General features: G+C 72.7%; 20 protein-coding genes. 9 read left to right on the forward strand and 11 right to left on the reverse strand.

Going from position 1 to position 22774, the window contains the following annotated elements:
* The coding region (locus AC559T_RS06675; RefSeq protein WP_498868119.1) for a DUF222 domain-containing protein at positions 1 to 607 on the reverse strand (607 nt) is incomplete at its 3' end.
* Between the two features lie 53 nt (positions 608 to 660).
* Between AC559T_RS06675 and AC559T_RS06680 the strand changes: the two genes are divergently transcribed.
* Positions 661 to 918, forward strand: coding sequence for a hypothetical protein (locus AC559T_RS06680; RefSeq protein WP_498868120.1), 258 nt, complete (start codon positions 661 to 663; stop codon positions 916 to 918).
* 499 nt (positions 919 to 1417) lie between these two features.
* Here the strand turns inward: AC559T_RS06680 and AC559T_RS06685 are convergent, their stop codons facing one another.
* Positions 1418 to 2359 carry an LLM class F420-dependent oxidoreductase gene (locus tag AC559T_RS06685; RefSeq protein WP_498868121.1) on the reverse strand — a complete coding sequence of 314 codons (942 nt, stop codon included), beginning with the start codon at positions 2357 to 2359 and terminating at the stop codon, positions 1418 to 1420.
* 1255 nt (positions 2360 to 3614) lie between these two features.
* The gene (locus AC559T_RS06690) at positions 3615 to 4067 is read right to left on the reverse strand and encodes a GNAT family N-acetyltransferase (protein WP_498868122.1); all 453 of its coding nucleotides are present in this window, start codon (positions 4065 to 4067) and stop codon (positions 3615 to 3617) included.
* Positions 4068 to 4583: 516 nt separating this feature from the next.
* On the opposite strand from AC559T_RS06690, the gene AC559T_RS06695 reads away from it, so the two are divergent.
* Both AC559T_RS06695 and AC559T_RS06700 read left to right on the forward strand, forming a co-directional pair.
* Positions 4584 to 4817, forward strand: coding sequence for a hypothetical protein (locus AC559T_RS06695; protein ID WP_498868123.1), 234 nt, complete (start codon positions 4584 to 4586; stop codon positions 4815 to 4817).
* 85 nt (positions 4818 to 4902) lie between these two features.
* Positions 4903 to 5745 (forward strand): SMP-30/gluconolactonase/LRE family protein, encoded by an 843-nt coding sequence (locus AC559T_RS06700; RefSeq protein WP_112104703.1) that lies wholly within the window; start codon positions 4903 to 4905, stop codon positions 5743 to 5745.
* A 41-nt stretch (positions 5746 to 5786) separates the two neighbouring features.
* On the opposite strand, the gene cbiE is transcribed toward AC559T_RS06700, so the two are convergent.
* From cbiE to AC559T_RS06720, 4 genes are all read right to left on the reverse strand, one after another.
* Complete coding sequence (cbiE, locus tag AC559T_RS06705; RefSeq protein ID WP_498868124.1) at positions 5787 to 7139, reverse strand: precorrin-6y C5,15-methyltransferase (decarboxylating) subunit CbiE; 1353 nt, start codon at positions 7137 to 7139, stop codon at positions 5787 to 5789.
* A 65-nt stretch (positions 7140 to 7204) separates the two neighbouring features.
* A complete protein-coding gene (locus AC559T_RS06710) occupies positions 7205 to 8440 on the reverse strand; it encodes an EAL domain-containing protein (RefSeq protein WP_498868125.1) in 1236 nt (411 codons plus the stop codon).
* Positions 8441 to 8543: 103 nt separating this feature from the next.
* Complete coding sequence (locus tag AC559T_RS06715; RefSeq protein ID WP_071063896.1) at positions 8544 to 8810, reverse strand: TFIIB-type zinc ribbon-containing protein; 267 nt, start codon at positions 8808 to 8810, stop codon at positions 8544 to 8546.
* A 91-nt stretch (positions 8811 to 8901) separates the two neighbouring features.
* On the reverse strand, positions 8902 to 9942 hold the full coding sequence (locus AC559T_RS06720; RefSeq protein WP_498868126.1) for a phosphotransferase family protein: 1041 nt from the start codon (positions 9940 to 9942) through the stop codon (positions 8902 to 8904).
* A gap of 131 nt (positions 9943 to 10073) precedes the next feature.
* Here AC559T_RS06720 and pepN point away from each other — a divergent pair, with 131 nt between their 5' ends.
* A complete protein-coding gene (gene pepN / locus AC559T_RS06725) occupies positions 10074 to 12647 on the forward strand; it encodes an aminopeptidase N (RefSeq protein ID WP_498868127.1) in 2574 nt (857 codons plus the stop codon).
* Here the strand turns inward: pepN and AC559T_RS06730 are convergent.
* The 3 genes from AC559T_RS06730 to AC559T_RS06740 form a co-directional block, all read right to left on the reverse strand.
* Positions 12634 to 13455 carry an enoyl-CoA hydratase/isomerase family protein gene (locus AC559T_RS06730; RefSeq protein WP_071063684.1) on the reverse strand — a complete coding sequence of 274 codons (822 nt, stop codon included), beginning with the start codon at positions 13453 to 13455 and terminating at the stop codon, positions 12634 to 12636. The genes pepN and AC559T_RS06730 overlap by 14 nt on opposite strands.
* Before the next feature lie 65 nt (positions 13456 to 13520).
* A complete protein-coding gene (locus tag AC559T_RS06735; protein WP_498868128.1) occupies positions 13521 to 14363 on the reverse strand; it encodes a hypothetical protein in 843 nt (280 codons plus the stop codon).
* A gap of 20 nt (positions 14364 to 14383) precedes the next feature.
* On the reverse strand, positions 14384 to 14614 hold the full coding sequence (locus AC559T_RS06740; protein ID WP_071063682.1) for a hypothetical protein: 231 nt from the start codon (positions 14612 to 14614) through the stop codon (positions 14384 to 14386).
* Between the two features lie 151 nt (positions 14615 to 14765).
* Here AC559T_RS06740 and AC559T_RS06745 point away from each other — a divergent pair, with 151 nt between their 5' ends.
* The 5 genes from AC559T_RS06745 to AC559T_RS06765 all read left to right on the forward strand — a co-directional run bounded on the left by AC559T_RS06745 (position 14766) and on the right by AC559T_RS06765 (position 20688).
* Entirely contained in the window at positions 14766 to 17033 is a 2268-nt protein-coding gene (locus AC559T_RS06745; protein WP_498868129.1) for a phosphoinositide-specific phospholipase C-related protein, read from the forward strand.
* Positions 17034 to 17196: 163 nt separating this feature from the next.
* A complete protein-coding gene (locus AC559T_RS06750; protein ID WP_071063680.1) occupies positions 17197 to 18063 on the forward strand; it encodes an AfsR/SARP family transcriptional regulator in 867 nt (288 codons plus the stop codon).
* Positions 18064 to 18065: 2 nt separating this feature from the next.
* On the forward strand, positions 18066 to 18320 hold the full coding sequence (locus AC559T_RS06755; RefSeq protein ID WP_071063678.1) for a lasso peptide biosynthesis PqqD family chaperone: 255 nt from the start codon (positions 18066 to 18068) through the stop codon (positions 18318 to 18320).
* Positions 18317 to 18790 carry a lasso peptide biosynthesis B2 protein gene (locus tag AC559T_RS06760; protein ID WP_498868130.1) on the forward strand — a complete coding sequence of 158 codons (474 nt, stop codon included), beginning with the start codon at positions 18317 to 18319 and terminating at the stop codon, positions 18788 to 18790. The genes AC559T_RS06755 and AC559T_RS06760 overlap by 4 nt, the downstream gene beginning before the upstream one ends.
* A complete protein-coding gene (locus tag AC559T_RS06765; protein ID WP_131626922.1) occupies positions 18787 to 20688 on the forward strand; it encodes an ABC transporter ATP-binding protein in 1902 nt (633 codons plus the stop codon). The genes AC559T_RS06760 and AC559T_RS06765 overlap by 4 nt, the downstream gene beginning before the upstream one ends.
* A gap of 8 nt (positions 20689 to 20696) precedes the next feature.
* Here the strand turns inward: AC559T_RS06765 and AC559T_RS06770 are convergent, their stop codons facing one another.
* Entirely contained in the window at positions 20697 to 22397 is a 1701-nt protein-coding gene (locus tag AC559T_RS06770) for an ABC transporter ATP-binding protein/permease (RefSeq protein WP_498868131.1), read from the reverse strand.
* Positions 22398 to 22774: the final 377 nt, after the last annotated feature.

The following is a 22774-nucleotide window of genomic DNA, read 5'->3' on the forward strand; positions in this document are numbered from 1 at the left end:
GGGCAGCACCGCCGAGGAGGCAACTGGCCCCGTCCTCCCCCGGCGAGACCCACACCCGCCGTTCCTTCCTCCGGGCCCGCGCGCGTGCGGCCGCCCCGGCCGGATCCACCGTGTGCACGGCACGGCGGCACGCATCCGTGAACGCCCCCCGGGTCGGCCGCGCACCCCCGGCCAGCACCCGCGCCTCGACCTGCGCCGCGAGCAGACCGTCCAAGGGGCGGACCGCGTTCTCCAACGAGCGCAACCGCTGCACGTCCAGCACCCCGGACTTCAACGCCTCCACCGCGTGGGGCAGCCGGCGCGCCACCGTGCACGCGAACAGCATCTGACCCGCCGCGGCCTGCGAGGACACCCCCAGCACCGCCGCGACGTCCTCCGGAACGAACTCGTCGAACAGAACCTCCCGGCCGGCCGCCGGCGGCCGCAGGTCGGCGAACTGCGCCAACAGCCCCAGCAGGTCCGCGTTCCCCGCCGCTATCGACCGGACCGCCGCACCGATCCGCACCAGCAGCCCACGCACCCGCCCCTCGAACACCCCCTCCGTCTCCGAGAAGTCACGGGAACCGGAACCGTCCTCGTCGACCTTCGCACTCCGCACGGCATTCATGGCACCGGCACCCACCCCACCATAGGATCGAACACACGTTCGACCATAAAGGTGTGCGCGCCACCCCGACAAGCACGAACCCAACGAGACCACACCAAGTTCACATTCGGCCCGGGAAGATTTCTCGTTGCGAACAGGCGGCGGACTCTGTCTTCGATATCTTCCCCGCTGGGCTGGGTGCGGCCTTTCGTGTCCTGGCCGTCCTCGCCCTCGGCTTGTATCTCGGATTTCTCGGCCTCAGCGAACTCCTCGCCGCCACCATCTTCGAGATTCTTCGCGCCATCGTGATCGCGGCGCTGCAGTCCAAGTGACCACCCCGATCGACCCGCCCGAAGACCGACCCCCGGCGGCCTCTGTTCGCTGGGGCACCTCGCTTTCGGCGCGGCGGCGGACGGGCGCCACAAGCCGGCGGGAAGGCCAGCAGGACATCCGTGGAAAACGGGATTTTGGCGGCAGCCACCGACGGGGCGCCCGGATCTGATTACGAGTGGGGTATCGAGGTGAACCTGGGCAAGCCCGCAGGGGCGTGGATCCTGTCCTACCGCGCCCGGGCGGCCGGCGACCCGATCTCGGCGACACAACGATTGAGACTGGGGTCGGATGATCCCATCCGCGAGATCACGCTGTCCGGTAGCCCGCCGCAGGTGTTCGTCGAGGCGATGGGACGTATGGGCTCTCGTCTCGTTGCGGGCCCGCCTCCACCCCGGCCAGCGCCGCACGCCCGTGCGAGGGCACCCCGCGCCGGAAACAAGGGCCCCACCTCGCCGCTGCGGTTGTGGGAGGTGGCGACGGGTCGGCAGGTGCGGGAACTTAGTCCGCGGCGAGCGCGGACGCGAGGTCCATCGGGTTGGGGTCGCCGTTCACGATCGAGAGGACCGGGGTGGTCACCCCGTGTTCGACGTACCGTCGCAGGCCGGCCCGGCACTGCTCGACCGTCCCGTGCACGATCAGCTCGTCCACGACCTCGTCCGGGATCGCGGCCAGGGCGGCCTTGCGATCGCCGGCCGCCCACGCGCTCCACATGCCCTCCAGCGCCGCCTGGCGGCCGAGCCACAGGTGGAACTCCCGGTACACCGGCACCGTCAGGTAGGCGGCGATCATCTTCCTGAGCAGAGGGCGGGCGGCTGCCGGGTCGTCGTGCACGTACACGAAGATCCGGGCGACCACCTCGGCGTCAGAGTTGTGTTCACGCACGTGCGGCAGGACGGTGTCGCAGTCGGCCGGCGAAAGCCAGTTAAGGATCACTCCGTCCGCCTCGCGACCGGCGAACTCGAGCATCCGAGGTCGCAGTGCGGCGACCATGATCTTCGGCGGGGCGGACGGTACGACGCCGAGCCGGAAGCCGCGGACCGTGAAGGACGGGAACTCCTCGCTGATCTTCTCGCCGGCGAAGGCCCGGCGCAGGAACCGGACGGTGTCCAGCATCCGCTGGCACGGGCGGCTGAACGGGATGGAGTTCCAGTTCGAAACGATCACATCCGACGACGTGCCGAGTCCGAGGACGAACCGGCCCGGCGCGGCGGCGGCCATTGTCGCCGCGGTCTGGGCGAGCAGCGCCGGGCCGCGGGTGTAGGCCGACACGATCGCGCTGCCGAGCCGCAGCCGTGGTTCGCCGGCGGCGAGCGCCAGCGGAACGATCCCGTCCGTCGTGGTTGCCTCGGACGACCAGACGTCGGTGTAGCCGGCGTCCGCCAGTCGCCCGCACAGTGCGGGCAGGTCCGTCAGGGGCGCATCGGCCAGCGGAATCGTCATCCCCCAGCGACCAGTTCCGGACGAGGCCGGATCCTGGCCGGTGACGGTCCCGGCTGGGGCGGGGCTGGCGCCTTGTCCGCCGGAGGGCGTCCTGCCCGCGCGGTCGCTTTCGTCGCTCTGATCGCTCGTTGTCCGAGTCACCGGCGGAGTATCCCGCAGAACATTCGCATCTGACCCGGGCAGCCGTCGTATCCGGCCGTCATCCGCCGCGATCGACCCCGGCGCCTTCGGGTCGCGTCCCGCGTACCGGCGGATACAGGATGTCGACCACTCCTGGCAGGTGGTGCTACATCCCGTGACGGGGGTGGCGCAGTACCCGACGTGCAGCGTGTCCGTCACCGCGGCCCCGCCTGGCCCAGGTGGCGATCCAGCTCGGCGTCCAGGGTCGCGCGGGCGGACAGGAGTCCTGGTGGCGCATGTGGCTGGAACAGCACGCCGTGGCTCCTGCCACCATCGTACGGGTACGGGTACGGGCATCTTTAGTGGCCCCTGGAGGTGTGTTCCGGGTCCGCCAACGCAAATAGGTCGAAGTCGCGGGGATCTGGGCCGAGAATATATTCTGGCCCTTCGTCGAGGCTGCCCGGAAACCCCACGGACAGAAACACGATGACACCTTCGATCGACCGGGAAAAGCACAGCCGTGCCCCGAAGTAAACACGTTGACCGGGATTGATCTCGTCGGCGTGCTCCAGCTTCCAGCCCGCCGCGGGCGCGGCGCGGCGGTAGAAGTCCGCTACCTCGTCGACCGTGCCCGCGGAGTACAGGCGCGAGGCATACGGGATGTTGGTGCTGTCGGTGCAGCCGTAGCTGACGCCCTGATCCTGAAGTGTTACACCGGCGGGACGCAGCTCGAACTAGGCAAGATCGTTCAGCCTCGCGTCGAGGCTCCTGTCCTGGGCTGTGCATTCTCCCTCCGGCCAGCGATCGGGCAGCCAGCCGTTTTCGGACAGACGGGGGCTCGGGTGACTCTGCAATAGTCTCTCGCCGATGTCTGAACGTGGCCGGCGCGAGGCTACCATTTTGACCGCGTCCACGGTGGTTGTGTACTGCGCCGGGAAGTGCGGGCACCTGCTGGCTCCATCTGACGAAACCGTAACCGGGCAGTCGGAGAGGGGGCCACGCCCGCGACGCTACTGCGCCCCAAGCCTTCGGATCATGAAAATACCTGTGCCATGTGCGTCAGCGGCCCACCCGGGTGATCCTCTGGAAGCTCCAAAGTTGCGTGCGTCGGGGGAGTGGTGTGGATCTCGCGGCGTTATGTTGCGAGGCGGAGCGGGACGGCGAAGTGGTGTGCGGTGATGGTCATGCCGGTGTTGAGGTACAGCCGGTGCGCGTCGGCCCGGTCGAGTCCGACGCCGGAGTCCAGGTGTACCTGCGCGCACTCGAGCTGTCGCGCCTCGTCGAGGAGCCAGTCGAGTAGACGTCTGGCGTATCCCTGCCGTCGGGCGCTCGCGATCGTGGAAAGGTCGTCGACGTAGAGGAATCGGCCGGCGGACAGGGAGTGGCGGACTCGGAAGCCGGCGACGGCCGGCGCACTCGGCTGGCCCCGTTCGAACACGCCGACCAGCCGGTAGCCCTCCAGGCGTTGCACCTCGTCGACGATACGGACGAAGTCGGCCGTGCCCACCAGCGTGGGCCGTAGCTGGGAAAGCGCGGGGAACGCTGAGGCTGTCGCCGGCGGCAGGATTTCACGGATCTGGCTGGTCACGTGGAAGGACGTTAATGCGGGAGGTCGGTGCCCGGGAGCAGGATTGTGGTAGTTCCTGCGCCAGTCGGAAATCGGCCAGTCAGGAACTCGCGCATCCCTGGGACAAGATAGTCAACGATGTTGACGGCCCCTCGTTCGCTGTCGATCTTTCAGGCCGAAAAGGGGACCCGGCTGTTCCACTGCTGAAACCGCCGTTGCCACCCCTGCGCATTCGCCCCGCCGGCAGGCCCTGCATCGCAGCGCGGCCGCGGCTCGGCGGATGAGCAGGGATTCCATCCGCCCCGCGTTCGGTGGATCCGTACGTCCTCGGCCGTAGCGCGGCGATCGTGATCTCCGGTGGGGTGCTGCTACTGTCACGTCGCATGATCGTCGATCCTGGTGTGGGTTCGACTCGCGACTGCGTCGTGCGTGCGCTCGTCGAGCTGATGGTGGGCACATGCCCGGACCGAGTGCTGCGTGTCGCGATCGACGGTCCGGACGCGGCCGGCAAGACGACGCGAGGCGGCGAGCGATGCGGTGCTCATCGTCGACGGTGTCTTCCTCCTCCGGGGCGAGCTGCGCGATTATCGGGATCTCAGCGTGTTCCTTCAGATCAGCCCTGCCGAATCGCTGCGCCGTGCGCTGCGCCGCGACGTCGCCCTGTTTGGTTCACCCGACGCGGTCCGTGAACGCTACGAGGCGCGCTACCTGCCCGGCCAGGCGCTTTACCAGGCTTCCGCCGCGCCCGGGGAACGCGCGTCGACGTGCTGATCGACTACGAGCGTCCAGAGGGGGCCCCGCGTTCTGCGTTGGCCCGTGTGAGCAGCCGGCACCGTGCTGGCAGCAGAGGAGCACCGTGAACGAGATACGGACGTTGCTCACCGGGCGTGGCCTGGTCGAATCGCCGCGCTGGCATGGTGAGCGGTTGTACCTCTCGGACTGGTCGGCGGGCGAGATCGTCGCCGTCGATCTCGCCGGCGGAAGCGAGGTGGTCGCGCGGGTGAAGTCGCTGCCGCTGTGCACCGCCTGGCTGCCGGACGGCCGGCTGCTGATCGTCTCGTCCGCGGCCGGACTGCTGCTGCGGCGGGAGCCTGACGGGGCCCTCGTCACCCACGCCGACCTTGGTGGGGTCGGCTGGAACGACATCGTGGTGGACGGGCGAGGCAACGCCTACGTCAACCAGGTCGGTTTCGACCCGGTGGGCGGGGAGTCGTTCGGGCCCGGCTCCGTCGTTGTCGTCACGGTGGACGGCTCGGTGCGCCAGGTGGCCGACAACGTCGCCTTCCCCAACGGGATGGCGGTGACCTCCGACAACGCGACCCTGATCGTCGCGGACTCGTACCGCCACTGCCTGTTGGCCTTCGACATCGGCGCCGACGGCGGGCTGTCCAACCGCCGGGTCTGGGCCGACCTCGGCGTAGGTGCCCCGGACGGCATCTGCGTCGACGCGCAGAACGCGGTCTGGTACGCCGACGTGCCCAACCAACGGTGTGTGCGGGTCGCCGAGGGCGGCACGGTGCTGCGGACCGTCGAGCTGGACCGTGGCTGCTTCGCCTGCGCGCTCGGCGGTCCCGACGGGACGGAGCTGTTCATGGTGGCCGCCGAATGGCGGGGCATGACCGAAGCCGAGATGGTCTCCCCGGGCTCCGGGCAGGTGCTCGTCACCCAGGTCGACGTGCCAGGGGCGGGCTGGCCGTGACACAGCCCGCCGTGCGTCCGGGGCCCTACGGATATGGAGCCCTACTGATCGTGGGGACGGGTCGCCGCCCACTGGGTGACAGGCATCATCGGGCGCCAGCCGGCGAAGCCGCCGACGGGTGACGCACGGCTCACCGCCAGCCGGATGAGATCCCCGCCGTGCCGGGCGTGCCACTTCGCCAGGATGACCTCGGATTCGATGGTGACCGCGTTGGCGACCAGGCGGCCGCCGGGGCGCAGCGCCTCCCAGCTGCGGGTGATCGTGTCCGGCGCGGTCAGCCCGCCGCCGATGAACACCGCGTCGGGGACGCCGGTCTCGTCGGCCAGGTCGTCGAGGGCGGCGGGGGCGGTCGCCGCGACGACCCGCAGTGCCGGCACGCCGAGCGCCTCGGCGTTTCGGCCGATCATGCGGACGCGGTCGGCGTGGGGCTCGACGGCGACGGCCCGGCAGGCAGGGTGGGCCCGCATCCACTCGATGGAGATGCTGCCGCAGCCGGCGCCGACGTCCCACAGCAGCTCGCCGGGGGCCGGCGCCAGCCGGGCGAGGGTGACGGCGCGGATCTCCCGCTTGGTGAGCTGGCCGTCGTGCTCGAAGACGTCGTCGGGCAGCCCCGGGATTCGGGGGAGGTGGCGGGTCTCCGGCCCGGCGGTCAGCTCCAGCGCGACCAGGTTGAGGTCGGCGGTGGAGTCGGGGCCGGCGTCCGAGCTGTCGGCCGAGGTCGCGGTGCCCTCGTCGACGCGCGCCTCGGAGCGGGTCTCGGAGCGGGCGCCGCCGAGGGCGCTTGCCCGGGTGTCCCGGCGGCGTTCCGCCGGGCCGCCCAGGTGCTCGAAGATCGTGACCGTGCTCCCACCGAAGCCGCGGTCGGTGAGCAGCCGGCACAGTTGCGCGGGCGTCCGGCGGTCCGCGCTCAGGACGAGCAGCCGCCGGCCGGCGGTGAGCGCCGGGTGCACCGCGGCCAGGGGACGGGCGACCAGGCTGACGATCTCGGTCGTGTCCAGCGCCCAGCCCAGGCGGGCGCAGGCGAGGGAGACCGATGACGGATGGGGGAGCACCCGGACGCGGGCGGCGCCCAGCTCCCGGACGAGGGTTGTTCCCAGGCCGAAGAACATCGGGTCGCCGCTGGCCAGCGCGCAGACCCGCGTGCCGGCGTGCGCGTCGACCAGCTTCGCCAGTGCGGGCACCAGTGGCGACGGCCAGCGCACCTGGCGGGCGCGGACCGCGGCGGGGAGCAGGCCGAGCTGCCGTTCGGAGCCCATGATGACCTCGGCCCGTGACAGTTCGTCGCGGGCGGTCCGGGTGAGGCCGTCCCAGCCGTCGTCGCCGATGCCGACCACGGTGACCACCGGGCCGCCGGCCTCCTGGTGGGTGATGTCTGTGTTCCCGGGGTCAGCCATGAGATCGACCTGCCACGGACCGCACGGTAGCGGAGCCGGCGGTGACGTGTGCCCTCTGGCGTGGTCTACCCCGGCGGCCACGCGTTCCGGTAGCCAGCAAGCTCACGTTGTGTGAGTGTTCGGGTACCCGTCGGTGTCGGGATGGTCCGCGTGCCGCTCGTCCCAGGCGGTGGGCCGGACGCGAGCATGCCCGGGCGGGCCAGCAGGAAGCCCTGGACCTGATGGACCCCGGCCTCGCCGAGGACCTCCAGCTCCCTGGACGTCTCCACGCCCTCGGCGAGCACGGTCGCGCCGATGTCCTCCGCGAAACACACGAGCGCGGTGACCAGCGCCCGGCAGGCCGGGGCGTCCTCCCCGATCTTCCGGATGATGCTCTGGTCCATCTTGATGATGTCCGGCCTGAGCTGTAGCAGCTGGTGCAGGCCCGCGTAGCCGGCGCCCACGTCGTCGAGCGCGGCGCGTACCCCGCGGCCGCGCAGGGCGTCGAGCGCGAGCATGACCGTCGGGTAGTCGTCGATGCGGCTGTGTTCGGTCACCTCGATGATCACCCGCTCCGGCGGGATGGTGGCGAGCAGGTCGATCAGCGCGCCCGACACGATGGCGGCCGGTGACGCGTTCACGGACAGCGGCAGCCCGGCGGGCAGCCATGGCAGCGCCGCGAGCGCGTTGCGGATCGCCGCGACCTCCAGCTCGACGCCCAGCCCGACGGACGCCGCGTCGGTGAACCACCGCTGCGGGGACGACTCGTCCGAGCCGGCGGTGCCGGTGCCGGGGCAGCGGGAGAGGGCCTCCACACCGGCGATGTCGAGCGTCGCCCGGTCGTAGATCGGCTGGAAGACCATCGCCGGCCCGCCGTCGTCGATCAGCCGGCTGATCCGGCGCCAGACGCGGTCCTGCTCGCGCCAGTCGCCACGGTGGTCGGAGACGCAGTTCGACAGCGCGTCGGCGATCAGAGCCAGGAACGACGCGTCGCGGTCGCGCAGCGCCGGGTCCGCGGTGCGCCCGTCCCGCCCGGCGTAGCGGACGACCTGCGGCAGACGTCCCCCGAGTGCGGCCCGCGTCCGCTCGTAGCTGGCGGTCGTGCCCACGGCGATGCCGAACGACTCGATGTCGCCGTCATAGTGCTCGACGACCAGGACGTCGGCCACCCGGCGGGTGATGACGGCCAGCTCCATCCCGAGCCGGTGCCGGGCGACCGACATCAGCCCGGCCACGACCGCGCCGCACTGCTCGGTGTGGAGCGGGTCGACCGTCGGCGAGCCGGCGGACAGGTCGCGCGGATACCGGGCCGTCGCGGGCATTGCTGCCTCCCTGGGCCGCCTTACGGGAGTCCCTGGAGGCGATACCCGCTGGTGGCGGGAGGTAGGCGTCCGCGTTCAGCCGCCGGCCGTCGTGGGGAGACCGTCAGGAGGAGAACAACATCCGGGTGAGGCGGCCGTGGCCGTACCCGTGGCCGTGGCCGTGCGAGCCCCAGGCCGGCGGGGCGTAGTGGCCGCCGGGCGCCATCGGCGGAGGCGGCTGCGCCGGCTGCGCCCACTGCGACTCCAGGCGGGTGAGCGCCTCGAGCTCGCCGTAGTCGAGGAAGATCCCGCGGCAGTTGTCGCACTGCTCGATCTGGACGCCGTTGCGGTTGTAGGTCCGCATGGATCCGTGACACTTCGGACACACCATGGTCTGGTAACTCACGGCAGCAGCCTACCGGGCGGGTCGTGTCGGTCCGTACTTTTCGCGGCTGTCAGTGTCCTGACCACGCTCGTGGCTGTCAGTGTCCCGACCACATCCGGCGGGCGCAGGCCACGAAAGCGTCGGCGCCCTCGTCGAACGGGGTGCCGTCAGTGGCGAGGTCGGTGACGGCACCGGCCGCGTACTGCACGGCCACCGCCCGCGCCGGGCCGTCCAGGGCCTCCCACGGATCGCCGTCGGGGCCCGCCGCCGGGCCGCCGGCCTCCCGGTAGGCGCCGAGGAAGGTTCCCCAGACCTCGGCGGGCAGGATGCCCGCGGCGAACCAGGCCGCCGGACGGGCCAGATCCCAGGCGGGATCCCCCCAGCCCAGGTCATCGACGTCCACGATGCGCCATCCGGCGTCCGCGGCGCTGGCCGGAGCGGAGGCCACCCGGACGACCTGGCCGAGATGCCAGTCGCCGTGGATGAGGGCCGGCGCCGTACCCGGGCGGGCCGGCGTCCGCCCGAGCCAGGACGGCAGCGTCGGGTAGGCCCGCCGGACTTCGTCCGCCAGCCGCTCGATCTCGCGCACCGACGCGTCCGAGGCGGCGCCAGCCCGGGTGGCGCGGGCCACGGCGGCTTCCATGCGGTCCAGCGAGCGCCGCAGGCGGGTACAGACGCCGGCCGCCGGGACGTGCGCCGGGGCGAGCGCGGTCAGGTCCGTGGCGTGCAGGCGGGCGAGCAGCGCGGCGGCCGCCGTCCATGGCGCGTCCTCGACGCGGGCCTCCACCTCGTCGACGCGCAGCGCCCTCCCGGCCGGCCAGGCGCTGACGAGACGGCCGCCGACCGGGGCGAGCAGGCCGCCGTGGCCGCCCCGGATGCGCAGGGGAGACAGCAGTATGTCGCCGAGCCGTGGATCAGCGGCCAGCCGCAGCCGCGCGAGCAGCGGCTGGAGCTCCTCCTCGGCCATGTGTGTCTTGACGACGAGATCACCGTGCCGGACGACCAGCCGGCCCTTGCGGTCGGTGAGCACCTCGCCTCCGGGGCGGGTGAGTTCGTCGAGCGTGACCTGGGCGGGGGACGTCCCGCGCGGAGGCCGGTGCCCGGGGGCGTCGTCGCGCTGGGCGGCGCTGCTCGTCATTGGTCCGATTTTGCCGGTGTGGTCCTGAGCGGCGCGGCCCTGGGCCGGTTCCGGACGGGACGGGTGCGGTCGAGGGCGCGCGCGGAACCCGACAGGCGCGGTGGGGCGGGCCGGGCACTACCGTCGGGCAGATGCAACCGCTGAGCCAAGCCGAGGCCGTGGCCCGAGCCGCGCTCGTCCAGGTCCACTCGTACCACGTCGACCTGGACCTGACCGGGACCTCGTCCGGCCCGCGGTTCACCTCGACCACCACGGTCTCGTTCTCGTGCCGGCAACCCGGCGCGGCCACGTTCGCCGAGCTCAAGGCGATCGGGGTCGAGCTTGCCCGGCTCAACGGGCGCGACCTCGGCCCGGGTGCCGTCGCCGGGGGCCGGCTCGTGCTGCCCGACCTGCTCGCCGACAACACCCTCGAGGTGCGGGCGACCATGGAGTGCACGAACACCGGTGAGGGGCTGCACCGGTTCACCGACGCCGAGGACGGCGAGGTCTACCTCTACGCGCAGTCCTTCCTCGACGACGCCGCGCGGATCTTCGCCTGCTTCGACCAGCCCGACCTCAAGGCGCCGCTGAGCCTGACGGTGACCTCCCCGCCGTCCTGGGAGGTGCGGGGGAACGGCGCCGGCACCCGGGTCGGCCCGGGGCGCTGGGAGTTCGCGCCCACCGCCCCTCTGTCTACCTATGTGGTCTCTCTCGTCGCCGGGCCGTACCAGGTGTGGAGCGCGACCCACGACGGGGTGGCGCTGGGGCTGGTGTGTCGGCGGTCGCTCGCGCCGTACCTGGACGCCCAGGCGGCCGAGATCTTCGAGATCACCACCGGCTGCCTCGACCACTACCACGAGCTTTTCGGCATCCGGTACCCGTTCGGGAAGTACGACCAGGCGTTCGTGCCCGAGTTCAACATGGGCGCGATGGAGAACCCGGGCCTGGTCGTCTTCCGCGACGAACTGGTGTTCCGCTCCGCGGTCACCGAGGCCGAGCGCGAGCGGCGCGCCGTCGTGATCGCCCACGAGATGGCGCACATGTGGTTCGGCGACTTCGTGACCATGCGCTGGTGGGACGACCTGTGGCTCAACGAGTCGTTCGCCGAGTACCTGGGCACCCGGGTGACGGCCGCGGCGACCCGCTTCACCGACGCCTGGACGAGCTTCGCGGTGGGCCGCAAGAGCTGGGGCTACGCGGCCGACCAGCGGCCGTCCACCCACCCGGTGGCCCCCGACGACGTCGCCGACACCGCACGGGCGCTGCTCAACTTCGACGGGATCTCCTACGCGAAGGGCGCCTCCGCGCTGCGTCAGCTCGTCGAATGGGTGGGCGACGACGCGTTCCTGGCCGGGCTGCGGGCCTACTTCACCGCGCACGCCTTCGGCAACGCCACCCTGGACGACCTGCTGACGGCGCTGGCGCGGGCCAGTGGGAAGGACCTCACGGCGTGGTCCGCGGCGTGGCTGCGCCGCGCGCAGGTCGACACGCTGCGTCCCGAAGTGATCCTCGACGACAGCGGTGCCTACGTCTCCGTCGAGATCACGCGGACCGCCCCGGCGGACCATCCCGCCGAGCGACCGCACCGCGTCGGCATCGGCGTGTACGACAGTGACCCGGACAACGCCCCGGACGGCGCTCCCGGCCCGGTGACGCTCGTGCGACGTGTCCTCGTCGATCTTCCGTCGTCGCCGGCCGGCGGGCGCACGCCGGTGCCCGAGCTCGCCGGCACCCGTCCCGGCCGGCTGCTGCTGCTCAACGACGGGGACCTCACGTACGCCAAGATCAGATTCGTCGCGGGGGAGCTGCCCGGCCTCGGCGCCGTCCTGGCTGAGCTGGGCGACCCGCTCGCCCGCGCTGTCGTGTGGGCGGCCGTCGCGGACGCCACCCGGGACGCCGAATGGCCCGCGGCAGACTACCTGGCGCTCGCCGCGCGGGCGCTGCCCGCCGAACGCTCGGTCGCCGTCTTCGAGGACGCGCTGCGCTTCGCCGCCGCGACCGTCGTCGACGTCTTCCTGCCCGAACGGGACCAACCCGCCGCCCGCGCCGCGCTCGCCGGCGCCTGCCGCCGCGTCATCGCGGGTGCCGCCGGGACGTCCGGCCTGCTGCTGGCGGCGGCCCGCGGCCTGGTGCGGTGCGCGGGGACGTCCGAGGTGGACGAGCTGCGCGGCTGGCTCACCGGCCGTGGCGTCCCCGACGGCCTCGTCGTCGACCCGGACCTGCGCTGGCTGGTGCTCGACCGGCTGGTCGTCCTGGACGCCGCCGGGGAGGCCGAGATCGCCGCCGAGCTGGACCGCGACCGCAGCACCCGGGCCGCCGAGCATGCCGCGCGGAGCAGGGCGGCGATCGGCGAGCCGGCGGCCAAGGCCCGGGCGTGGCAGGCCGTCACCGAGGACCGCGCCACCTCGGTACGGCTGGTGGCGGCCACGGCCCAGGGCTTCTGGCGACCGGAGCAGGCCGAGCTCACCGCCGGCTACGTCGACCGGTACTTCGCCGACATGCCCACGCTGGCGTCGGCCCGCTCCCCGCATGCCGTCCGGCAGGTGGCCGCCGCCGCCTTTCCCCGTTACGCGGTCGAGGCCTGGACGCTTGCCGCGGCTCAGGAGATGTTGAGCCGCGGCGACGTCGGCCAGGTGCTCTCCCGCGTGGTCGTCGACGCCGCCGACGACCTGCGCCGGGCCCTCACCGCCCGCGAGCTGCACCTGCGGGTGATCAGCGCCCCGTGAAGTCGGGGGTCCGCCGCTCGGTGAACGCTGCCCGTGCCTCGGCGTAGTCCTCGGTGGACTGCACGATCGCCATGTGCGAGGCGATCATGTCGAGGCTGGCGCGCAGGTCCATGGTCTGCGACTGGTAGACGGTCTTCTTGATCATGGCGGCGGAGATGGGGGACATGCCCGCGAGCCGCCCGGCGAACGCGTAGGTCGCGTCGAGGAGCTCGTCGTCCTCGTAGACCCGGTTCACCATGCCGATCCGCTCGGCCTCGACGCCGTCCACCGTGTCGCCGGTCAGCAGCAGTTCCAGCGCCTTGGCCGGTCCGACCAGGCGGGGAAGCAGGTAGCACCCGCCATCGCCGGGAACCAGGCCGATCTTGATGTAGCCCTCGGCCAGTCGCGCCGAGCGCCCCGCGAACCGCAGGTCGCACATCAGCGCCATGTCGAGCCCGGCGCCGACGGCCACCCCGCTGATCGCCGCGATGAGCGGCTTCTCCAGGTCGAGGACGGCGCGGGCCACCTTGTGGACGCCCTCGGTGAGCATCCGCCGGCGCGCGATCGGTGTGGGCTCGATGCCGCCCAGCACCGCCAGGTCGATCCCCGAGCAGAAGGCGCCGCCGGCGCCGGTCACGACGACGACCCGCACCCGGGGGTCGGCGGCCGCGGACCGCAGCGCCTCCGCCCAACGGTCGATCATGGTCAGGGTGAACGCGTTCTTCACCTGCGGCCGGTTGAGGGTGATCGTCGCGATGGCGCCGTCCACCGTGTAGATCAGCTCGTCGGCGTCAGGGCGGGCCGGGCGGGCCGTGTTCTCGTCGCTCATCTGGCCGTCCTACCAGTCCAGCCCCGCCGGAGGCGCTGGTGTGTGCGCGAGGCCCTCTGCAGGCGTCAGTGTGAACGTTCCCACCAGTGGTGGCGGCTGTGCCGGCCGCCACCGGCGCTCGCGGGCTCGCGGATCCCGGCGGGCTCGCTGGTTCCGGCGGGCTCGCTGGTTCCGGCGGGCTCACGGGTTCCGGCGGGCGGGGTGTCCGCGCGGCGGGGCTCGTCCGGGTAGACCGACGCCTCGTCGAGGCCCGGCCCGGCGGCAGCCCGGCCGGCGGCCGCCTGGTCCGCGGCGGCCTGATCCCTGACGGCCTGGTCCCTGACGGCCTGGTCCGATGCGGGCGCGGCCGGTTGGAGCTGGCGGCGGTGGCCGCGGGCGTGCCGGCTCGGTTCGGGATGCCCGAGGCGCCGCCGCCGCGCCGTGGCGACGTCACGGACGCCGACCACGCTGAGCCGGCCGAGCGCGCTCGCGCCGAGGAAGAGCATCGCCGCGCCCAGCCCGTAGAAGAAACTGATCATGATGAGCGCCTGGAGTCCCTTGCCCCCGAGCGGGACGCCCATCGCCGCCGGGTTCCAGATCTGTGACAGCGGTGGCCCGACGACGAACCACACCCCGGCGACCGTCGCCAGCGTGGCGCCGAACGCGGCCATCGCCCGGTTCTGGCTGAATATCAGGATCAGCCCGCCCACGACCGCGACGATGCCGGGCAGGACGGACAGCCAGAAGCGGTTGGCCGTCCACTCCCACGTCTGCGTCGTGAAGCCGAAGTCGAAATAGGGCCCTACGAACGGGATGAGGGCCCCCCAGATGCCGAGCGCCACGAGCAGGAACCCGCTGAGGGCACCCTTCGTCCGCGGGACGTGCCACATGTCGCGACCACGTGGCCGATCGATCACTGCCGTGTCCATGCCTTCTCCCTCCCCGTCCGTTACCGCGGTCCGCGGGTGGTCGCCGAACGGGTCGTGCTGACGTGGGACATCACGCCCGCGGGCCACAGAGCCAGGGCCGCGAGCACGGCCACCGTCGTGGCCACGGCGAGCAGCACCCAGGCGTTGAGGATCATCCCGACCAGCGCGAGCACCAGTCCGACGACGACGACCCCCGTGAGCGCCCACACAAGAACGGGGCGCTCACGGGGCGGGCTCGAGTGCATGGTCATCGGACACCTCGGTTCCTTGGCCGGCCACGGGCCTCCCGCATGGGCCGTCGGTGCCGAGATACCCCGTCTCCACGCATTCCAGCGGCCCGGACGTGGGATGACCTCGATTCCGTCAACTGTTCGACTACTGACGTCGGTAATCTGGCGTCCCATGGGTTGGCTGTGGGGAGCCTCGCCGGCCTGGTTCGGGGCGGCCCGGTTCCGGCCTGCCCGGCTCTGGGCGGTTCGGGTCCGGCCCGGCTGGTCCCGGCTCGCCCGTTTTGTTGGGATCCGGCGGCGTGGCCTCGGGGGTGTGGTCTGCCTGGTCGCGGTGGTGTCGGCGGTTTTCGTCCCGGCGGGCGTCGCGCTGCTGACCGTGCACGAGACAGCCCAGCAGGCCCGTTTCTACCGCGGCGCGCTGGACGAGGCGCGGGTGCACGAGCGGATCGGCGACGAGGTCCTGACCGACCCGGTGCTCACGGACGTGACCGGTGACCTGCTCGCCGACCTGCCCGTGGACCCGGACCTGATGGTCGACAACCTGCAGCTCGTCGTCCCGCCGTCGGCGCTGCGCGGGATGACCGACGGCGTCGCCGACAACGTCGCCGCCTACCTCGACGGCAGCCGCGCCGAGTTCGTCCTCGCCGTCGACCTGCGGCCGATCCTCGACAACATCGGGCGGCTCGCGTCCGTTTACCTCGCCGGGCAGGTGTCGGGCGCGCCGCGGTACCGCACAGAGGACGTCGCCGCCGCCCTGCGCGACGTCCTCGACGGTGTGGACCGGGTCAGCCAGGGCCGCCCGCCCGCCTCCGTGCCCGAGATCGATCTCACCGACGATCAGGTCGCCTGGGCGACCGACCTGCTGGTGAGCCGGGTGGACGGGGCCGACCGGCCGGTCGCGCGGGAACAGGTGCTGGTCGCGCTGCGCTCCGGTGATCTCGGCGCCGCGCTGGCGGTCGTCGGCCCGCTGATCTTCGCCGGGGACGTGTCCGCCGTCGCCGACCTGCGGTCGCGCCTGGCCGGCGGCACCGTCCTCGACCTCGGCCGCCCGCTCGCGGACGCGCCCGGCGGCCCGGCCGGCTTCGTGCTCCGCACGATCCACACGATCGGCGGCACGGGCATGCTCGCCCTCGCCGCGCTCTGCTTCGCCCTGCCCGCCGGCGTGCTCGGTCTCGCCGTCCGGCGGCGCGGACCGTCGGTGCGGCTGGTGGGCGCCGCGCTCGTCGCGGGCGGGCTGTCCGCGCTGGCCGCGGGGGTCCTCGTGACCGGCCTGGTCGGCGACCCGCTCGCGCCGCTGCGCGGGCCGGACTCGCCGCTTCCCCCGGCGGGGCGGGTCCTCGCCGGAGACGTCGGCCGCGTGCTGGTCGCCAACGTGCGCGCGACCTGGAGCGAGATCGCGGCGATACCGCTCCTGGCCGGGCTCCTCCTCGGCACCGTGACGGTGGTGGTGCGCCGGCTGTCGCGCGCCGAGTGGCGCGTGCGGCGCCTGGTGGCGGTGGGCACGACCTGCTCGGTGTTCGTCGCCGTGTCCTGGGTGCTGATCCCCGGCGAGGCGGGCACCGGCACCGCGTTCTGCAACGGCGGGGCGGACCTGTGCAACCGGCGCTACTCCGACGTGGTCTACCCGACGACCCACAACGGGATGGCGTCCGTGCAGGCCGGGTTCCTCGGCGCGGTGCAGGACCCCGACCTGGTGGGCCAGCTCGACAGCGGCATCCGCGCTCTGATGCTCGACGTCCACCACTGGACGACACCCGCGGAGATCGAGTCGTTCCTGGCCGAGCTGCGCCCGCGGGCCCGCGAGGCGCTCGCCCCGTTCGCCACCGGTGCCCGTTCGAGCCGCCCCGGGCTCTGGCTCTGCCACGGCATCTGCCAGCTCGGCGCGACCCGCCTGGACGACGCGCTGGCCGGCGTCGCGGGCTGGCTGGCGCGCAACCCGGCCGAGGTCATCACCATCATCGTCCAGGACGGCGTCGCGCCCGAACCGATCATGGCCGCGTTCCGGGTGGCGGGCCTCGGTCAGTACCTGGTCCGCCCGCCCGCGCCGGGCCGGCCGTGGCCGACCCTCGGCCAGCTGATCGACCGCGGCCGGCGCCTGGTCGTCTTCGCCGAGAACGGGGACGTGCCCGGCACCTGGTACCGCAACTTCTACCGCTCCAACGCGGACACCCCGTTCGACGTCCGGATCCCCGGGGGCTTCAGCTGCCGGATCGGCCGCGGGGCCAGCCGGCCCACCATGCTCCTCATCAACCACTGGCTCACCGACCACGCCGCCACCCGCGCCGACGCGGCGCTGGTGAACACCAGCTCGTCGCTGACGGCGCATGCCGAGCAGTGCGCCGCCCGCGGGCTGCGCCCGACCTTCCTCGCGGTCAACTTCGCGACGGTCGGTGATCTTGTCGCCACCGTCGCCGCCTACAACCGGCATTCGCCCGACTGATCGCTCGGGTGCTCCCGGTCATCGGAATGTCGCTGTATGTGAGCTGTATGTGAGCTGTATGTGATGGGAAGATTCCCTACCGGGTCGGGACGGAGGTGACATCGACCCCCCGCCGCCCCGGCCGGACCGTCTAAGCCCGCCGCCCGCTGGGGAGGAACGCCTCATGGAACCGCGGCGTCACCTGCCCTTCCGGGTCCTCGGCCCGCTGGAGGTGAATGCGTCCGACGGCCACACCGTGCCGATCGGGCAGCCGAAGAAGCGGCGTCTGCTCTCGCTGCTGCTGTTCAGCCGCGGCCGCTGGACGAGCACCGAGCGGATCCGCTCGGTGCTGTGGGACGCGGACCCGCCGCCCTCGGCCCTCGGCAACATCAAGACCTACGTCTCCGACCTGCGCCAGATGCTCCCGCCGGGGGAGACGGCCGGACTCGGCCGCATCCAGAGCCGGCCGGGCGGCTACCGGCTCAACGCCGCCGCCACCGAGGTCGACGTCTGGATCTTCGAGGACGCGGCGCGCCGCGGCCAGGACGCCCGGTGGGCCGGCGACCGCGACCGGGCCGTCGATCTGTTCGGCGACGCGCTGGCCGTGTGGCGCGGCGAGCCGTACGACGAGCTTCCCGAGGAGGTCACCCGCGCCGAGTCGGCCCGCCTGCACGAACTGCGCGCGGTGGTGCACGAGGACCTCATCGACGCGCTGCTCGACCGCGGCCAGTACGACCGGGTCCTGCCGATGCTGCGGGCGCTGACCGTTCAGCACCCGCTGCGGGAGCGGCTGTGGGGCCAGTTCCTGGTGGCGGCATGCCGCTCCGGGCACCGCGCCGAGGCGCTCGCCGCCTACCGCACCGCCTACCACCTGCTGTCCCGGGAGCTGGGCGTGGAACCCAGCGGTGAGCTGCGCCGGATCCACGCACAGGTGCTCGCCGGCGAGCTCGACGCGGCCACAGCGCCGGCTGGGGCGCCGGCCGGGGCGAACGGATGGGGCGGCGGCCGCGCGCGCCCGCGCGCCGCCGGCGGACGAGAGGAACGGGTCTGACCGTGTCGACGCAGCTGCGCAAGCACGTGATCCGCACCGAGACCGAGTACGGCGCCGTCCTGCTCGACGAGCGGACCGGCCGTTACTGGACCCTGAACCCCACCGCCGACCTCGCCGTCGGCGTGCTGGCCGGCGGTGGGACGCTCGCGCAGGCCGTGAGCGCGGTGACCGCCGCCTTCGACGTCGATGCCGCGACCGCGCGGTCCGACGTCGAACGGCTGGTCGCGACGCTGCGCTCGGCCGGGCTGGCCCGGTGAGCCGCCGGCCCCGGCGTGGCGGGGCCCAGCGAGGCGGGGCCCAGCGAGGCGGGGCCTGGTGGCGGTGGCTGCGCCGGGACGCGCTCGCCCTGCTGGCCGTCACGCTCGCCCGTGTGCTGATCAGGCTGCCGCCGGGACGGCTGCGTCGGGTGATGGAACTGCTGGCCGCCGGGACGCGGCCGGCCGGGTACCGGCAGACCCTGGCGGCGATGGAGGCGGTCACGGCGGTCAGCCGGACCTGCCGCGGCCAGTCCGGGTGCCTGCCGCGCGCGGTCGCCACCGCGCTGGTCTGCCGCGTCTCGGGGAGGTGGCCAACATGGCGGACAGGAGTACGGGCCGTGGGCTCGTTCGCGGCGCACGCCTGGGTGGAGGCCGACGGCCTGATGGTCGGCGAGTCCGTCCCGCCGGACACCTACCGGCCGATGATCACGGTCCGGTCGCGGCCGCGACCGGCCGCCCGGGTGAGGTGACCACGCCCCCGCGGCCGTGGCCGCCGACCGGCGGTCCGCCGCCCGGGCCCTCGGGGCCGTTGGGTGGCCCGCCGCCCGGGTTGTCCGGGCCGCCGGGCCTGAGGCCGCCTGGTGCCGGGCCGCCGGGGCCCCGCCCGGGTTTCGGTGACCTGTGGCGGCTGCTGCGCGGGCACGGTCGGCTGATCACGTTCGCGACCACCCTCACCGCGTTCGGCACGGTGATCGGCCTGGCGCAGCCCCTGCTGGTGCGCGCGGTCATCGACGCGGCGCGGGCCGGCGGGGTGCCGGTCCTGCTGATCGTCGTGCTCGTCGCGGTCTTCCTCGTCGAGGCGGCCGTCGACACCTGGGGGCACTACCTGCTGGAGTGCACCGGGCAGCGGGTGCTGCTGGGCCTGCGGCGCAGGCTGATCGGCCACCTGCTGCGGCTCCGTATCCGCGTGTTCGACGCCGAGCGCATCGGTGACCTCCTCTCCCGCTCGAACGCGGACACCACGGTGGTCCGGGACGCCGTGGCCTACAGCCTGACCACGTTCGTCACCAGTGTGATCGGGGTGCTCGCCGCGATCGGTCTGATGGTCTGGCTCAGCCCGGTGCTGTTCGGGCTGGTGCTGGTCGCGGTGGTCGTGGCCGGCGCGATCGTGCTGACGGCACTGGCCCGGGTGCGGGCCGTCTCGGAGCAGGGGCAGGCGAGCATCGGGCGGATGACCGCCGACCTGGAACGGGCGCTGACCGCGATCCGCACCGTGCGTGCCAGCAACGCCGAGGAGCGGGAGACCGAGCGCATCGGCGGGCACGCCGACGACGCCTACCGCGCCGGGCTGCGCATGGCCCGGCTCAGCGCGGTGATCGCCCCCGCCACCCAGCTCGCGGTGCAGGGCTCCGTCCTGGTGGTCCTGCTCGCCGGCGGTGTCCTGGTCGCCCGCGGCACGACGTCCCTGGGTGACCTGGTCGCCTTCCTGCTGTACGCGACCTACCTGGTGATGCCGCTGTCGCAGCTCATCGAGTCCGCGCAGACCATCCAGCGCGGCCTGGGCGCGCTGACACGCGTGAACGTCGTGTTCACGATGCCGCCGGAGGAGGAGCCGGCACCGGCCGGGCCCGTGACGCAGGTGAGGACCCTGGCGTCGGTGGGGGACGGGGCGTCGGTGGGGGACGGGGCGGCCGCGACGCCGGCGCTGGAGTTCCGCGGCGTCTGGTTCTCCTACGTCGAGCGGCCCGTCCTGCGGGGACTGTCGTTCACCGTGCCGGCGCGGGGCCAGGTCGCGCTGGTCGGGCCGTCCGGGGCCGGTAAGTCGACGGTGCTGGGCCTGATCGAGCGGTTCTACGAGCCGGACGCGGGGGAGATCCTCGTCCACGGCGTGCCGCTGGGCTGCTCCGAACGGGCCCAGACCCGGCGGCAGGTCAACCTCGTGGAGCAGGACGCCCCGGTGCTCAGCGGCTCGCTGCGCGACAACCTCGCCTACGCCTGCCCGGACGCCACCGACGCCGAGATCGCCGAGGTCGTCGACATCGCCCGGCTCACCGCGGTCGTCCGCCGCCTGCCCGCCGGCCTCGACACCGACGTCGGGGACCACGGGGTACTGCTCTCCGGCGGGGAGCGCCAGCGCGTCGCCGTGGCCCGCGCGCTGCTGGCCCGGCCCACCCTGCTGCTGCTCGACGAGCCGACGTCCCAGATGGACGCGGTCAACGAGCACGCGCTGACCCGGGTGATGGCGGACATCGCCGCCCGCCGGGCGCTGCTGGTCATCGCGCACCGCATCTCGACGGTCCGGGCGTCGGATCTGATCGTCGTGCTCGACGAGGGCAGCGTGGTCGCCACCGGCCGGCACGAGGAGCTGCTGCGCACCTCACCGGACTACGCCCGCCTCGCCGCCGTCGGCCTGGACCGCACGGCCTGACGGGCGGTTCACGGGCCCTGCCGGCGCAGCGTCGCCGCGGCCAGGGCCAGGGCGACCAGCGTGCACGCGGCGATGACGAGGGCATCCCGGACGACCAGCGCCGGCACCCCGGGGGAGGCGCCGATCCGGGTCAGCGCGTCCACGACGTAGGTCATCGGGAGCAGGAAGCTCACCGTGGCGAGGACGGGATGCAGCTGGCTCTGCGCCACGAGGATGCCGCACAGCAGGAACTGGGGGAGCAGGACCGGTGGCAGGAACTGCACCGCCTGGAACTCGGAGTTCGCGAAGGCGCTGGTGAGCAGGCCGAGCGCGGTGCCGAACAGGGCGGCGAGCACGGCGAGCAGGCCGAGCACCGGCAGCGGCCCGGCGATGTGCAGGTCCAGCAGGACGACGGCCGTCGTGGTCGTGACGACGGCCTGCGCGACGGCGAGCAGCCCGAACGCGATGCCGTACCCGGCGAGCAGGTCGCCGCGGCCGATCGGCGTGGTCATCAGGCGCTCCAGCGTCCCGGACCGCCGTTCCCGCAGCATGGCGACCGAGGTTAGAAAAAACATCGTCATCAGCGGAAAGACGCCGAGCAGGCCCGTCCCGGCCCGGTCGAAGGCGGTGGGGCTGTTCGCGAAGATGGCCTGCAGCAGCCCCAGCAGCGTGGGTGGGAGTACGAGGACGAGCAGGACGGTGCGCCGGTCGCGGCGCATCTGGCGGATCACCCGCAGCGCGGTGCTGCTGGTGCGCGCGAGGTTCAGCGGCTGGCGCGTGTTCCTGCCACGGGCCTCCGGCGTGCCGCGGGTTCGGGGCACGCCGAGGGCCGAGGGTGCGTCGCTCGCCCGGGAAGCGCCGACAAGCCGGGGGCTGTCCCGCGGGGGAGGCGCGTCGCCGCGTACCGGGGAGTCGGCGCAGGCCGGCGCGGACGACTCCACCAGGCACAGGAACGCGTGGTCGAGGTCGCCGGCCCCGGTCAGGGCGAGCAGGTCGGCGGGCTTCTCGTCCGCGATCAGCCGGCCCTCGCGCAGCAGCAGGAGGCGGTCACAGCGGGCCGCCTCGTCCATCACGTGTGAGCTGACGAGCAGGGTCAGGCCGCGGTCGGCCATCCGGTGGAACTCGTCCCACAGCTCGCGGCGCAGCACCGGGTCGAGGCCGACGGTCGGCTCGTCCAGGACGAGCAGCTCGTGCCCGCCGATGATCGCGGCGGCCAGCGACACCCGGGAGCGCTGGCCGCCGGAGAGCTGGCCGACCGGGGTGCGGCCCTCGGTCGCCAGGCCGACCCCGGATGCGGCGCGCTCGGCCCGGCGGATGATCTCGGCTGGGCTGAGGACCCGGTCCGCGGAGAGCGCTGCGAAATAACGCAGGTTCTCGTCGACGGTGAGATCGTCGTAGACGGAGGCGGTCTGGGTGGCGTAGCCAACCCGCCGCCGGAGCTCGATCTCGCACGCGTCGAGGCCGAGTACCCGTAGCTCTCCGCTCACTCCGCGCTGGATGCCGACGACCGCCCGCATCAGCGTGGTTTTTCCGCATCCGCTCGGGCCGATGACTCCGGTGACCGATCCGCGGGGAACCTCGAACGACAGGCCGTGCACGATTTCCCGCCCGCCGTGGCCAGCATGGCCGCCCCAGCTCGTCCCACGTCGTATGTGGAGGTCCACCGCCCGGACCGCCAGATCGTCGTCGGCCTTTGGAACACGTCGTTCCGACGTTCTCGGCTCGGCCACGGGCGTCAGCCTAACGGCATCGCGAGGTCGCCGTCGCTCGCTACAATGACCGTATGGGTGAGGTTCGCGAGAATGCTGTAGTTAACAACGATGCTGTAGTTAACAAGAATACTGTGGTTAACAAGAATACTGTGGTTGGCGGGAATTCTGTGGTTGGCAAGAACGCTGTGGTCCGAGAGGATTCTGTGGTTGGCGGGAATGCTGTGACTCGTGAAGGAATGTCGGATTCGCGAAGGGTCGCCAGTTGAAGAAGGCGTGGAAGTTCCTGAAGGAATGGTAAACGAAGAAGATGCGGGAGTTCGCGTGGATGTGTCCGCTCAAGCGGGTGGTGCGTTTCGCGAGAATTCGGTGAATGGCGCGGGGTCCGATGGGGATCC

The organism is Frankia sp. Hr75.2 (assembly GCF_949319125.1).
Lineage (GTDB): Bacteria > Actinomycetota > Actinomycetes > Frankiales > Frankiaceae > Parafrankia > Parafrankia soli.